The organism is Actinokineospora auranticolor (genome assembly GCF_041897805.1).
Lineage (GTDB): Bacteria > Actinomycetota > Actinomycetes > Mycobacteriales > Pseudonocardiaceae > Actinokineospora > Actinokineospora auranticolor.
In genome coordinates, this window is the sequence record NZ_CP154825.1 from 3,783,972 (window position 1) to 3,796,946 (window position 12,975).

General features: G+C 70.3%; 14 protein-coding genes and 1 tRNA gene. 7 read left to right on the forward strand and 8 right to left on the reverse strand.

Features of this window, described 5'->3' with window-relative positions:
- Positions 1 to 199 precede the first annotated feature (199 nt).
- Positions 200 to 1,063: a recombinase zinc beta ribbon domain-containing protein gene (locus tag V5P93_RS16905; RefSeq protein ID WP_104479801.1), complete on the forward strand. Its 864-nt coding sequence runs from the start codon at positions 200 to 202 to the stop codon at positions 1,061 to 1,063.
- On the opposite strand, the gene V5P93_RS16910 is transcribed toward V5P93_RS16905, so the two are convergent.
- A tRNA-Leu gene (locus V5P93_RS16910) sits at positions 1,042 to 1,128 on the reverse strand. The genes V5P93_RS16905 and V5P93_RS16910 overlap by 22 nt on opposite strands.
- Before the next feature lie 85 nt (positions 1,129 to 1,213).
- Between V5P93_RS16910 and V5P93_RS16915 the strand changes: the two genes are divergently transcribed.
- Entirely contained in the window at positions 1,214 to 2,560 is a 1,347-nt protein-coding gene (locus tag V5P93_RS16915; protein ID WP_245931335.1) for a M20/M25/M40 family metallo-hydrolase, read from the forward strand.
- A 53-nt stretch (positions 2,561 to 2,613) separates the two neighbouring features.
- Here V5P93_RS16915 and V5P93_RS16920 read toward each other — a convergent pair whose 3' ends face one another.
- A complete protein-coding gene (locus V5P93_RS16920) occupies positions 2,614 to 3,318 on the reverse strand; it encodes a creatininase family protein (RefSeq protein ID WP_104479802.1) in 705 nt (234 codons plus the stop codon).
- A 194-nt stretch (positions 3,319 to 3,512) separates the two neighbouring features.
- Between V5P93_RS16920 and V5P93_RS16925 the strand changes: the two genes are divergently transcribed.
- Together V5P93_RS16925 and V5P93_RS16930 are read left to right on the forward strand one after the other, a co-directional pair.
- Positions 3,513 to 4,007, forward strand: coding sequence for a hypothetical protein (locus tag V5P93_RS16925; RefSeq protein ID WP_104479803.1), 495 nt, complete (start codon positions 3,513 to 3,515; stop codon positions 4,005 to 4,007).
- An 85-nt stretch (positions 4,008 to 4,092) separates the two neighbouring features.
- Positions 4,093 to 5,457: an MFS transporter gene (locus tag V5P93_RS16930; protein WP_104479804.1), complete on the forward strand. Its 1,365-nt coding sequence runs from the start codon at positions 4,093 to 4,095 to the stop codon at positions 5,455 to 5,457.
- A 401-nt stretch (positions 5,458 to 5,858) separates the two neighbouring features.
- Here V5P93_RS16930 and V5P93_RS16935 read toward each other — a convergent pair whose 3' ends face one another.
- Complete coding sequence (locus V5P93_RS16935; RefSeq protein WP_104479805.1) at positions 5,859 to 7,037, reverse strand: DUF418 domain-containing protein; 1,179 nt, start codon at positions 7,035 to 7,037, stop codon at positions 5,859 to 5,861.
- A gap of 297 nt (positions 7,038 to 7,334) precedes the next feature.
- Between V5P93_RS16935 and V5P93_RS16940 the strand changes: the two genes are divergently transcribed.
- Positions 7,335 to 8,039, forward strand: coding sequence for an SDR family oxidoreductase (locus V5P93_RS16940; RefSeq protein WP_104479806.1), 705 nt, complete (start codon positions 7,335 to 7,337; stop codon positions 8,037 to 8,039).
- 51 nt (positions 8,040 to 8,090) lie between these two features.
- On the opposite strand, the gene V5P93_RS16945 is transcribed toward V5P93_RS16940, so the two are convergent.
- Positions 8,091 to 9,371 (reverse strand): hypothetical protein, encoded by a 1,281-nt coding sequence (locus V5P93_RS16945; RefSeq protein WP_104479807.1) that lies wholly within the window; start codon positions 9,369 to 9,371, stop codon positions 8,091 to 8,093.
- Between the two features lie 162 nt (positions 9,372 to 9,533).
- On the opposite strand from V5P93_RS16945, the gene V5P93_RS16950 reads away from it, so the two are divergent.
- Positions 9,534 to 10,010, forward strand: coding sequence for a DUF2231 domain-containing protein (locus tag V5P93_RS16950; protein ID WP_104479808.1), 477 nt, complete (start codon positions 9,534 to 9,536; stop codon positions 10,008 to 10,010).
- Positions 10,011 to 10,017: 7 nt separating this feature from the next.
- Here the strand turns inward: V5P93_RS16950 and V5P93_RS16955 are convergent, their stop codons facing one another.
- The 4 genes from V5P93_RS16955 to V5P93_RS16970 all read right to left on the reverse strand — a co-directional run bounded on the left by V5P93_RS16955 (position 10,018) and on the right by V5P93_RS16970 (position 12,193).
- Positions 10,018 to 10,227: a DUF5703 family protein gene (locus tag V5P93_RS16955; RefSeq protein WP_104479809.1), complete on the reverse strand. Its 210-nt coding sequence runs from the start codon at positions 10,225 to 10,227 to the stop codon at positions 10,018 to 10,020.
- Positions 10,224 to 11,225, reverse strand: a complete 1,002-nt coding sequence (locus tag V5P93_RS16960; RefSeq protein ID WP_104479810.1) for a YncE family protein — start codon at positions 11,223 to 11,225, stop codon at positions 10,224 to 10,226. Before V5P93_RS16960 ends, V5P93_RS16955 begins: the two co-directional genes overlap by 4 nt.
- 117 nt (positions 11,226 to 11,342) lie before the next feature.
- Complete coding sequence (locus V5P93_RS16965) at positions 11,343 to 11,747, reverse strand: MarR family transcriptional regulator (RefSeq protein WP_104479811.1); 405 nt, start codon at positions 11,745 to 11,747, stop codon at positions 11,343 to 11,345.
- Complete coding sequence (locus tag V5P93_RS16970; protein WP_104479993.1) at positions 11,744 to 12,193, reverse strand: MarR family winged helix-turn-helix transcriptional regulator; 450 nt, start codon at positions 12,191 to 12,193, stop codon at positions 11,744 to 11,746. The genes V5P93_RS16965 and V5P93_RS16970 overlap by 4 nt, the downstream gene beginning before the upstream one ends.
- Before the next feature lie 176 nt (positions 12,194 to 12,369).
- On the opposite strand from V5P93_RS16970, the gene V5P93_RS16975 reads away from it, so the two are divergent.
- Positions 12,370 to 12,792 carry a hypothetical protein gene (locus tag V5P93_RS16975; RefSeq protein ID WP_104479812.1) on the forward strand — a complete coding sequence of 141 codons (423 nt, stop codon included), beginning with the start codon at positions 12,370 to 12,372 and terminating at the stop codon, positions 12,790 to 12,792.
- Positions 12,793 to 12,975: the final 183 nt, after the last annotated feature.

The following is a 12,975-nucleotide window of genomic DNA, read 5'->3' on the forward strand; positions in this document are numbered from 1 at the left end:
ACCGTTACCGGAGCCGATCACCCCAAGCCTCTCGGGCACTCGACGATCCACTGCGGAAACCACGACAGCGAAACCCCATATGGTCTCTCGGCAAATGCATCGGTGCGCACACGGGCCGGTAATCGCCTGTCGAGTCAGGATTGTTTAACAACGCCGCTACGCGGGCTATGCGTTCTTCGGGCGTTGGACGCGGCGGGAAATGCTGCTCGACCCGGACGATGTCAGCGCCGGGCACGTGGTCCGGTTCCGGCGGGCGGCACCGGACAAGGTCGTGCGGTCACGCGAACCGGCCCACCCGGAGATCATTCCGGTGGAGCTGTCCACCGAAGCGCAACTGCGGCGACGCGGCAAAGCCATCGGCGGACTGCGAACCGCACGCAGAACGGAGCGGGCCGGGCGGCCGACCAAACACACCTATCTGTTCCGCGGCCATCTCAGGTGCGGTGTGTGCTCGCGCAAGATGGAGGGGAGCCCGCGCAAGCACGGGATGTACTACCGGTGTCCGGCGCGGACGTTGGCCCCTGGGTCGCCGTGGTTGGCCAGCCACCCGCCCACGGTGTACCTGCGGGAGGACCCACTACGGGACCTCGTGAACGAGTGGCTGGCGGAGCTGCTGCACCCGACGCAGGTCGACACGACTGTGCAACGCCTGCTCGATGCCCAGGGAGGGCCGCAGGCGGACGACCAGGAGGCCGTACGGGCGCGGCTGAGGGACGCGGACGCGCGGCTGCGGAACTACCAGGACGCCATCGGAGCCGGAGTAGACCCGACCGCGCTGGTTGAGGTCATCAACCAGGCACAGGCCGAACGAGAGGCAGCAGCGGCAGAGCTGGGGAGGGCGCTCGACCCAGGGTTGGTCACCGCTGGCGAGATCTACGCCATGATCGACTCGTTGGGTGACGTGCAGGCCGTGGTCGACTACGGCGACGCGGATGCGCTGGCCAAGCTGTACTTGGACATGGGAGTGGAGATCCACTACCACGCAGGGCACGCAAGGGAGGAAGCCGTGGACATCACTGCGAGTCCACGGGTGAATAGTGTTGGTGTCCGAGGGGGGACTTGAACCCCCACGCCCGTTAAGGGCACTAGCACCTCAAGCTAGCGCGTCTGCCATTCCGCCACCCGGACTTGGTGTGGGCAATACCTTAGCCGATGTGTCCGGTCGTCCCAAACCGGGGCTGTCGGGGGGTGGGTGGGGTGGTAGGAAGGCGGGGTGACGGAGCAGCAGCATGTACTGGCCGCGGTGGCGGACACCCGGGTGGCCGAGGACGAGTCGGTGGTGTTGACCAGCGAGTTGATTCGGATCGACACGACCAACACCGGGGACCCGGCCACCGTGGTGGGGGAGCGGGTGGCGGCGGAGTACGTGGCGGAGAAGTTGGCGGAGGTCGGGTATGAGACGACCTACGTGGAATCGGGGGGCAAGGGGCGGGGCAACGTCATCGCCCGCTTGGAGGGGGCCGATTCGTCGCGGGGGGCGTTGTTGGTGCATGGGCACCTGGATGTCGTGCCCGCTGACCCGTCCGAGTGGTCGGTTCACCCGTTCTCGGGGGCGGTGCAGGACGACTACGTGTGGGGGCGCGGCGCTGTCGACATGAAGGACATGCTGGGGATGACCCTGGCCACGGCGCGGCGGTTCAAGCGGGACGGGGTGGTGCCGCCGCGGGATCTGATCTTCGCCTTCCTGGCCGACGAGGAGGCTGGAGGGGACTACGGAGCGCAGTGGCTGGTGGAGAACCGGCCCGAGCTGTTCGAGGGGGCCACCGAGGCGATCAGCGAGGTCGGTGGGTTCTCGATCACCGTCAAGGACGGTGTGCGGGCCTACATGATCGAGACCGCCGAGAAGGGCATCGCCTGGATGAAGCTGCGGGTCCGCGGGCGGGCCGGGCACGGGTCGATGGTGCACGAGGACAACGCGGTCACCAAGCTCACGCAGGCGGTGGCTCGGCTGGGTACGCACAAGTTCCCGCTGGTCATGACCGATTCGGTGCGCGAGTTCCTGGCGGCGATCACCGAGATCACCGGGATGGAGTTCGACGAGGAGGACCTCGACGGGTCCGTCGCCAAGTTGGGGGCCGTCGCTCGGATGGTGGGCGCTACGCTGCGTGACACCGCGAATCCGACGATGCTGTCCGCCGGGTACAAGGCGAACGTGATCCCGTCGGTGGCGGAGGCCGTGGTCGACTGCCGGGTGTTGCCGGGGCGGCAAGCGGCGTTCGAGAAGGAACTTGACGAGATCCTGGGGCCGGACGTCGAGCGCGAGTGGGTGACGAACCTGCCCTCGGTCGAGACGACCTTCGACGGGGCGCTGGTGGACGCGATGACGGCCGCGGTGATCGCTGAGGACCCGGGTGCCAAGACGCTTCCGTACATGCTCTCGGGCGGTACCGATGCCAAGGCGTTCCACACGCTGGGAATCCGCTGTTTCGGGTTCGCGCCGTTGCGGCTGCCCGCCGACCTGGACTTCACGGCGCTGTTCCACGGTGTGGACGAGCGGGTGCCGGTTGACGCGTTGAAGTTCGGGACTCGGGTGCTGGACCGGTTCCTTCGCAGCAGCTGACGTCGGGTGCCTGCCCGCGGACCTGGTGTCCGCGGGCAGACCGCCGGTTGTGTTCAGTCGTTCAGGATGTCGAGTACCGCGTTGAAGGATTGGGTCAGGCAATCCAGGGCTTTGTGGCCTTTTTCGGCGGTTGCCTTGGACGGGTGTCCGATGATTCCTGATTTCGAGTAGCCGGTCATTCCGGTCAGGTGGAAGTGCGGCCGTTCCGGTGCGTCGAAATCGGCCTCGGTGTAACCCGGGCGCACCAGATCCGGGTAGGCGTGCAGCAGGATCGAGGTCTCCCACTCGCCGCCGTGGGGGTCTTCGGGGGTTGTTGACTCCATTCTGGCGGCTTTCCTGGCTTTGTCCACGTCGTGCTCGGTGGGGAACACGGCCAGGGTGGCGCCCGCGGTGTTCGCCTCTTGGGCGATGTTCGCGAGGACGTGGTTGCCGGTGTTGCCGTTCACCAGCACCAACCGGGTGTTCTCGAGGGTTTCGGCCAGTGAGGTCCGGATGTCGTCGATGATCGTGACCAGCGTTGACGCGCTTAGGCTCACTGTGCCGGGGAAGTCCACGTGTTCGTGCGAGCACGACATCGTCAGCGGTGGCAGCCGGAACAAATCGTACTCGGCCGCCAAACGTTCGGCGATCACCTCGGCGACGAGTGTGTCCGTCGCCAGTGGCAGATGCTCGCCATGCTGCGCAAAACTTCCCACGGCGAGAATTGCCACTTTTGTGTCGCGTTCCGCGACTTCGCGGGAAGTCTCTCCAGTAATCACAGCCGCTCCCTGGTCGCCGACAGCAAATTACGGCGACCGTAACAGCGGCTGACCCGCGCGACACCACCGTTGCCACCCCCTCAACTAATGACGGCGTCCCGTACCGTCCGCGGCGGGCGAGGGACGGAATCCCCGTTCGTGTCACCGTGGCCGACGTGACGGGGACACGCGGTCGACCAGGGCCCTTGCGCCGGATGCGCACCGCGCTTCGGCCGCACCACCTGCGGTGGACGGGGGAGCGCGACCTCGCCCACGCGATCTACGGGACGGTCGTCGGCACGGCCGCGATGGCGACCGCGGGCGCCCACCGCACGCTGGGTGGGACCGTCGCCACGGTGCTGGTGACCGTCGCCGTCTACTGGGTGGCCGAGCGCTACGCCGACGCGCTGGCGGCGGCGGTTCGCGGGCCCGACCGGCGGGCCCGGATCGGCCGGGCGCTGCGCCAGGGGTGGCCGACGATCGAGGCCGCCTGCGCGCCGCCCGTCGTGCTGGTCGCGTTCGTGCTCGTCACGGGGGACCTCCGGGCGGGTGTGGTGGTCGCGCTGGCCGTGTCGACGGTGATGCTCAGCGCCCTCGGGCACGCGGCCGCCAAGCACGCGGGCGCGACGCGGCTGGTCGCCGTCGGCTGCGCCACGGGCAGCGCCGTGCTCGGGGTGGTCGTGATCCTGCTCAAGACCTTCCTGCACTGATCACCCCGCGCGGGTGGCGAACGCCCGGTGGCGGCGCGGGCACGATTGCCGCCATGAGCACAGCGTCCGAGCGGGAAACCCGCTGATGGCCGAGGTGGCCGACCGGAAGCGGGCGGTGCTGGTGCCGCTCGCGCTCGCGCAGTTCATCTGCAGCTTCGCGGGCTCCAACATGAACGTGATGATCACCGACATCAGCGTCGACCTGGGCACGACCGTGCAGGGCGTGCAGGTCACCATCACGGTCTTCCTGCTGGTGATGGCCGCGCTGATGATCCCCGGTGGCAAGGTCACCGACCGGCTCGGCCGGAAGCGGTGCTTCGTCGCGGGGCTGGCCGTTTACGCGGTCGGGGCGGTGCTGAGCGCGCTGGCGCCCGGGCTCGGCGTGCTGATCCTCGGCAACTCCATCCTGGAGGGCGTCGGCACGGCACTGCTCATCCCACCCGTCTACATCCTCGCCACCGTCCTGTTCCCGGCCGCGGCCGCGCGGGCCCGGGCCTTCGGCGCGATCATGGCGATGGGCGGGATCGGTGCCGCCGCCGGGCCGCTCATCGGCGGCCTGATCTCGTCCGCGCTGAGCTGGCGGGCGGCGTTCGTGTTCCAGGCGCTGGTGATCGTGGTGATCCTGCTGCTGAGCCGGTCCATCCGGGACCCGCTGCCGCCGGATCCGACGCGCGCGGCGGACACCGGTGGGGCTGTGCTGTCCGCCGCGGGCCTGGTGTTGCTGGTGTCGGGGATTCTGTTGGCGGGTAAGAACATCTGGTTGACGTGTGGGCTGCTCGTGCTGAGCGGTGTGACGTTGGTGGGGTTCTACCGCTGGGTGCGGCACCGGGAGCGGACCGGTCGTGAACCGTTGCTCCCGACGGGTATCTTCCGCCACCGCGCCGCGAACCTGGGGCTCATCACGCAGAACGCGCAGTGGTTGCTGCTGATGGGGACGGCGTTCGTCGTCGCGACGTACTTGCAGGTCGTGCGAGGCTACGACGCGATCCGGACCGGTGTGGTCTTCACCGCGGCCACGGCGGGTCTGCTCACGTCTTCGCTCGCCGCGGAGCGGTTCGCGACCCGGCGGTCTCGGCGAACCCTCATCACGACCGGCTTCGTGGTGACGACCGGCGGGATCGCCGTCCTGCTCGCGCTGGGCGGCGCGTCGGGGTGGGCTTGTGTGCCGGGGCTTCTGCTGATCGGGTTGGGGCTCGGGGTCATGCTGACGCCGTCGGTCGACCTCGTGCAGTCGAGCTTTCCGGAGGACTGGCAGGGGGCGATCTCGGGTGTGTCGCGGAGCGTGTCCAACCTCGGTTCCGCGCTGGGCACGGCCGTTGCGGGGACGATCCTGATCGCCGACCCGGCGGGTCACGGTTACGTGGTCGCGATGGTCGCGCTGGGGGTGGTGGGGCTCGTCGGAGTCACCACGGCCTTGCTTCTTCCCCGTCAGGAGGTGAGTCGGACGTGAGCTCGCCTGGCTTTGCGATTGCCGCAACGGGTGAACCTCGGGGGGAATCTCCTCCTTGAGGAGGCCGCTGCGCTCCCGCACCTCGGTAGCGTGGCTGATCCGGTCCGGTGATCATCGAGGTGGCGCTGGATCCACGACCCGCTCGATCCGACCGGGCTGTGGCGGAAGTACGTCAGCCGGGTCGGACCGATCAGGGGCTGAGGTCCCACGGCGGCCATGTGGTCTATTGGTGGCCGTGAGGCGGTCCGGCGGTCGAACGACCACTACGGCGCGGGCACGGTCGCCATCGCGACGGCGGAGAACTTGCCGATCGGGTCGGGTGGCTGACGCGAACCGCGTTTGGTGAGGCACGCGATCGTGTCGTGGGCGCGGAATCGGGCCCACGACACGAGAACCTGCGCTCAGGTCGGCGTCTTGCGTCGGTAGACGAGTGTGCGGAGTACGACCTCGGCCGGGCCGCGTGTGCCCGCGCGGCGGAGTTGGTCGGCCAGGAGGACGGAGACCAGCCAGGTGCCCAGGGCCACCAAGGCGACCTCGGCGCTGCCCAGCTTCGCGCCCAGGCCGAGGGTGTAGGGGGCGAGCAGGGCGACGAAGACGACCGACTGGAAGAGGTAGCAGCTCAGGGATCGCTCGCCGGACGCCGAGATCGCTCGGACGACCGGGCCGCGGCGGTCGCCGATCCGGTTGGCGGCCAAGCCGATCAGGGCCGCGTAGCCCAGGCCGCCCGCGATGCCGGTCACCGTGTGGAGCGCGGAGATCGTCCAGAGCGTCAGGTCTCCCGTGGGCTCCCAGAAGTGGCCGACCGCGAGGGCCGTGGGGAGGCCGCCGAGGAAGGCGAGGGGGAGGCCGATGAAAGCGCTGCGGCGCAACAGGGTTCGATGGTTGGCCGGGTCGGTGAGCGCGCCGCGGCGGGCGGCCCAGGTGCCGAGGAGGGCGGCGACGGCCACGCCGACCATGCCGACCGGGGTCAGGAGCCACTCGAGGGGCCGCGAGGTGAGGGCCTTGACCGGATCCTCGGTCTCGAAGGAGAAGAAGAACGACCGGGCCCCGGTGGCGGGCATCATGTTCGCCGCCCCCTGGATGAGCGCGGCCAGCACCAGCCAGATCCCCGCCTGGACGAGCAGGGTCCGGTTCGACGCGCGGGACAGGGCGACGAGGCCGAACCCGACGAGCCCGTAGACGCCGAGCACGTCGCCGGGGAACAGCAGGAGCGCGTGCAGGAAACCGAAGACGAGCAGCCACCGGCTCCGGCGGCGCAGGAGGCGCTTCGCCTGCCGCTCGGGCATACCGGCGTCGCGGTGGCGCTGGAAGACCTGCACGACGCCGTAGGCGAACAGGGCGGCGAACATCGGGTAGGCACGGCCGTCGACGAACGCCACGTCGATGACGCTGACGACGCGGTCGACCATGGTGTGCTCGACGATGTGCTGGCGGAGGCCGTAGGGGCGCCCGTAGAGGTAGTAGACCGAGTTGGCCAGCGCGATCAGCGCGAGCATCAAGCCGCGCGCCAGGTCCGGGGCCAATACCCGCTGGCTGCCGGAGACGGGGGCCAGCGGTGGAGCGGAATCATCAACCGACATGACCGAGATCGTTCCGGCTCGCGGGCGCCCGCGGATCCACGGACCGATCGAGATCGCGTGTCCACCGACCAGCGCTCGATGTCGGCTGGACGGTTGACGCGCGGATCGGGGGTTGTGTGAGAACGAGTCCGACAGGGGACCGGAGTCCGGTAGTTCCAGCTATACCCGGGATCGCGTCGTTCGGCCATCGGGCGGGAGTCGTTGCCTGGAGCGCGCTCCTGGAGCGCGGGCGACGTTGCGGGACGCTGTCGCCCGTGCGTATAAGTGTCCTCGTAGGAAAAAGTTCATGGGGGAAACATGGTTGAGGCACGGGTTGGGCTGGTTACCGGTGGCGGCAGCGGCATCGGGGCCGCCACCACCGAACAACTGCTGGCGCGCGGCTACCGGGTCGCCATCACGGGACGCAACGCGGACAAGCTGCGTGGGTTCGCGGAAAGGCTGGGCAGCCCCGAGGAACTCCTCGTGCTGCCCGGCGACGCCGCCGACCACGTGGCGGTCCAGGAAGCCGTCGCGGCGACGGTTTCGGCGTTCGGGCGGCTTGATTGCGTTGTCGCGAACGCCGGGTACGCCACCTTCGACGACCTGGGCGACGGCGATCCGGCCGGGTGGCGGGACATGGTGCTGACCAACGTGCTCGGTCCCGCGATCCTGATCAACGCGGCGCTGCCCGCGCTCCGGGAGGCCAAGGGGCGCATCGTTTTGCTGGGTAGTGTGGCCGGCCACGTGTACACGCCCGGCAACATCTACGGGGCGACGAAGTGGGCCATCACCGGGCTCGCCGAGAACACCCGTCGGATGCTGCTGGACGACAAGATCGGTGTCACGCTGGTCTCGCCGGGGGCGACGCGGACGGACTTCTTCGACGCGATGCCCGGTGGCGCACCGGATCGGGACTACCTGCCCGCCGAGAAGCTGGGGGAAACCGTGGTCTGGGCACTGACCCAGCCGGAGGGCGTCGACGTGAACACGATCATCATCCGGCCGACCGGGATGTTCGTGTAACCGTCCACTGTGGTCGCCGTCGGTCGGAGGGATTCGGCCGACGGCAACGGCTCACTCGGTGGGTCGTTGGCGGGGGAGGGTCGCGAACCACGCCTGCACATCCGCCCGGAGACGGCCGCGAACACCCGGTTGCGGGTCGTGGTAGGCCGCGTAGGCCTCGGCGAACCACTCGCGCGGGTTGGAGAACTGGTAGTTGGACAGGGCGTGTTGGGTGCGCTGGTCGGTCAGGTAGCTGACCCAGGTGTTGTACGGGTCCACCTGGAAGGTCCGCCCGTTGACGTCGAGCACCGACGCCCCGCCGTCCGGCAGCGTCCACGGCTGGGCGAGCGCCAGGCGGACGAAGGCGGTCACGGTCGCGCTGCGCGCGGCGAAGGTCGGCGCGTCCAGGTGCGACTGGTAGCGCTGGAGGAACCGGTCCAGCCGGCTGTTGGCGCCGCCCACGCTGGTCGCGGCGATCGTCGGCCGCAGCATGCTGGTCAACGTCGTCACGGCCCGCTCGTGCCCCGCCGGGTTGACCGTGTTCAGCCCCGCGTGCGCCAGGATCGCCTCCGCCACCCGGTCCAGCGCCTCGGAGTCGTCGTAGACCTGCCAGCCGCCGAACCGCTCCTCGTGGGCCAGGTCGCGCTGCCACGCGGTCAGCACGTCCACCGAGTGCCCCACCTCGTGCATGACCGTCCACTCGACGAGGTTGCCGTGCGCCAGCGCGTTCGACACCCCGCCCATCACCTCCCGGTCGCCGCTGCGCACGCCCAGCGCCCGGTCCCCGGCCCGGCTCACCCCCGGGTACGCCGACATCGCGCCCTGGTCCATCCGCCTGCGCTGCCACGCGTTGCCGCGGTTCATCCGCGCGTACAGCCACTGCGGCGCCCGCACGCCGCCCATGAGCACCGGTCGCACGATCGCCACCGACTGGTCGTCCTCGCGGTACTCGCTCGTGCTGCCCTCCGCGCTCTCGTCCAGCTCGATGGCCACCAGGTGCTCGTTGGGGCCCAGGTCCTCCAGCGGCAGGTTCCGCAGCGCGGCCTCGATGTGGTCGAGCATCGAGTGGGTGAAGTGCGGACCGCGGCCGTCCGGGCCGATGCGGATGCCGAACGCCTGGCTCAGCTGCCGCTCGCGGTCCGCCGCGCGCCGGGGCCGCCGCGGTGTCTCCTGCTGCTCTTCCTCGTCGGTCTCCACGCGCTGCACGGACAGGTCGGCGCTCAGCGCCGCGTTGCCCACCGAGTTCTGCAACGACAGCATCCGCGTGACCTCGGGGTTGTGCCCCGCCCCGCTCGACGACCGCCGCCGCGGTCGCCCGGCGGACTGCTCCTCGGCGTGCTCGTGCGCTCTCATGCCCCTCCCTCGGCCACTCGACCCAGCTTCTCGACGGGAACTCACACCGGACAACGGCGCGGTGGGCAGGATGGGGGCACGTCGCGTGCCCGGTTGAACCGTCCGCCGACTGGCGACGTAAAAGTGTTCACGGTTGGCTGACCGTGATACCCGGAGGTGGCTATGCCCGAGTTCATCAACGGTCTCCCGCTGCACGCCCTGGTCGTGCACGCCGTCGTCGTGCTGATCCCGCTCGCGGTGCTGGGCGCCGTCGTCATCGCGGTCTGGCAGGCGGCCCGTGCCCGCTACGGCTGGCTGGTGGTGGCGTTCGCGGTGGTCGGGACGGTGCTGACCCCCATCGCCACGTCGAGCGGCGACGACCTGTCCCGGCGGCTGCCGGAGAATCCGCTGATCGAGCGGCACGAGGAGCTGGGCGACCTGCTGATCTGGTTCGTCCTCGGCCTGCTGGTCGCGGTGACGGCCCTGATGGTGGTGACGACCAGGCGCCCGGAGACCTGGACCAAGCCCGTCGTCATCGTGCTGGCGGTGCTGACCGTCGGCACGGGCGTCGCCGCGGGCGTGCACACCTTCCGCGTCGGCGAGGCGGGCGCGACCGCGGTCTGGCAGGGCACCGACCAGCAGCCCGTGCGCGGCCGCTGAGGGGGGTTCAGATGATGACGCCGGGCCCGCTCTTGCGGGCCTTGCGGCGCAGCCACACCTTGCGGGTCCCGTCGGCGTAGAGCCGCACGTTGGACAGCTCCCAGCCGCTGAACTCGGCGTGGATCGCCAGCTGCGTGGCCGCTGTCAGCCGCGACACCCCCGGGGGCAGCCGCAGCGGCCGGTACTCCCAATCCCCGTCGACCACCGCTTCGCTCATGGCAGCACCACCTGCACACCTCCTCCAACGCCGGACGCGACCACCACGCGCCCGTCCACGGGATCGACCGCCACCGAGTTCGGCTGAGCGACCGTCGGGAACCGGTACCGCTCGACGGGCTCGCCGCCGCCAACCGCGTACCCGACCACCTCGTTGGTCTCGGTGAGCGTCACCCACGCCAGGTCGCGCTTCGGGTCGTACGCGATGGCGTACGGCGCGCCCGGCACGGGGTAGCGCTGCCGCAGCAGCAGCGGGTCCAGCGAGAACGCCAGCAGCGCGCCGCCGCGCGTGTCGGTGACCAGGACGCGGCCGTACCGGTCGACGACGCCGTTCGTCGCGCCCGCGCCCGCGCGCAGGCCCTGGCCGACCGTGCCGCCGCCGACGTCGAGCTGGAAGACCGCGTTGCGCAGCCGGTCGAGCACGGCCGCGCCGGACCCGGCGGTGAACACCTGGTCCGCGCTGAGCAGGCCGCCGGAGATGACCCGGCGCACCTGGCCGCCGTCGAGCACGGCGACACCGCGCTGCTCGCGCAGCGCCACGAGCGTGCCGCCCTGGTAGGCCGCCGCCGACGCGGGCGTCCCCGAGACGGTCGACTCCTCCAGCGCGCCCCCGGGCAACGACACCCGGACCACGCCGCTCGGGACGGCGGCCAGCAGCGGGCCACCGTCACCGGCGGGGGTCAGCGTCTCGGCGGGTCCGGGCAGGGTGAGCGACCGCGGGGCCTGGTCGAGCTTGTCGAGGTCGTACAACCGCAGGTCGGCGCCACTGGCCACGGTCAGGACGCGGCCCGAGGTCGCCACCGCGGTGACCGGGTCGGCCAGCGGCAGCACGGTGCCCGCGGGGGGCTTGGCGGCGGCGGGGGAGTGGGCCGCGGTCGCGGCGACCGGGTTGTCGGTCAGCATCAGCTCGTCCTGCGGCTGGTCGCTCGACGAGCAGCCTGCCGTGAGGGCGCCGATCAGGGCGGCGGTGAGCGGGACGGCGACGAGCGGGCGGGGCAAGCAGACCTCCGGTGGGGGACGGACCTCCCCTCCAGCATCCTCCACCGCGGGCCCGCGAGCCACGTCCGGGTGGGTCGTGTCTCCTCCCGGTTTCCGCCCACCGGCGTTCACCCCGGGTCAGGCGGCCAGGGCGGCCTCGGCGCGCGCGGTGACCAGGGCCAGCAGCCGACCGGCGGTCTCGCGGTCGGCGGCGGGGAGGTCGCCGTAGAGGCGCTCGGCGATGCGATCGATGCCACCGCTGATCCGCTGGTGCCGGGCCCGGCCGGTCTCGGTGAGCGAGACGCCCGCGGTGATGAGTTCGGCGCGGGTGAGGCTGTCGACGACCTCCGCGCCGCGGCCCTCCTTGAACCGGGCGTCGAGCCGGGTGACCAATTCGGACTCGGGGACGTCGGTCTCGGCCAGGTAGAAGAGGGTCACCCACTCGGGGAACGTGGTGGCGTTCTCGTCGAGCAGGCGGTCGAGCAGGGCGCGGGTGGCCTTGGCGGCGTCGCCGATCGCGAGGCCGTTGAACGGGTGGGTCATGGTTCCTCCGGTGTGTCGAGCAGTGTGCGCAGGGCGCGGACCAGCGCGAGGGTGCGCGGGTCGTCGGTCCCGCCGAGGGGCGCGGTGAGTTCGCCCTGCAGGCGCAGGACCCGGTCGACCGCCTGTTCGGCGATGTCGCGACCGCGTTCGGTGAGCGACAGGAGCACCGCGCGGGAGTCCCTCGGGTTGTCGACCCGTTCGACCAGGCCCGCGCGTTCGAGGGCGCGGGCCAGCTTGGAGATGTAGAGGGGCTCCAGGCCGGTGAAGTCGGCCAGCTCGCGCTGGCTGGGCCGGGTGCCTGACCGCTGCATGGACAGCAGCGGGGCGACGACCGCGTATTGGGCGTGGGTGAGGCCGAGGGGCGTGATGGCCCGGTCGATCCTCGTGCGCCAACGGGTGGACAGTCGCCAAACCAGGCCTGAGACGGGTGTCCCCGGTGTGCTCATGGTGGACACAGTACATGGCTACTATATCCATGAATGGTGTTTGTGAGCTGACGAACTGCACTGGTCTGATCCGTGTCAAGTGTGCTTTATTACGCCTGACGGGTGAAGTCGAAACCTGTCTGTAACACCCGCGGTGGCTGGACCGACGGACCGGGCACAGCGCAGGGGAGGCGTCCATGTCGATCGATCCCACGCACCGGCCCATCCTGGGTGACCCCGAGCCCTCCGACCCGCCCGCCGCCGTCCGCGCGGCGAGCGCCCTGCTGCTGGTCCACGTCGCGGTCACCGGAGCGCACCTGGCCTTCGCGACCGACTACGGGCTGCCGATCGTGCTGTTCCCGATGGCGGTGACGACGTGGTTCGCGTTCGGGATACGGGCGGGCCGTGACTGGGCCCGCGCGGGGGCGCTGCTCGTCTCGTGCTTCACGCTGCTGCTGATGCTGGCGGTCGCGCAGAGCTCGCTGAGCTTCTCGGCGCTGGCGCTGTCGGTGCTGCTGTTGGTGGCGGCCGGGCAGTTGATGTACCGGGAGGACGTGCGGGAGTACTTCGTGTCCGGTTTGGAGCCCGACACGGACGACGTCCCCACCCGCCGCCGCTGACTCCGGACCTGTCACCCACCCGGCTCCCACCCCTTCTTCGCTGATCTCGCCCCTGTCTTGGCTGATTCCTGACGGTTCGTATCCTGATCTAGCTATCGACTATCGAGATAGCGGTTGGGCAGCGGCTGTGCAGATCGAGTGTGGTCTCGTGCCCATATTAACAATGGTCTAAGTATCGGCTAT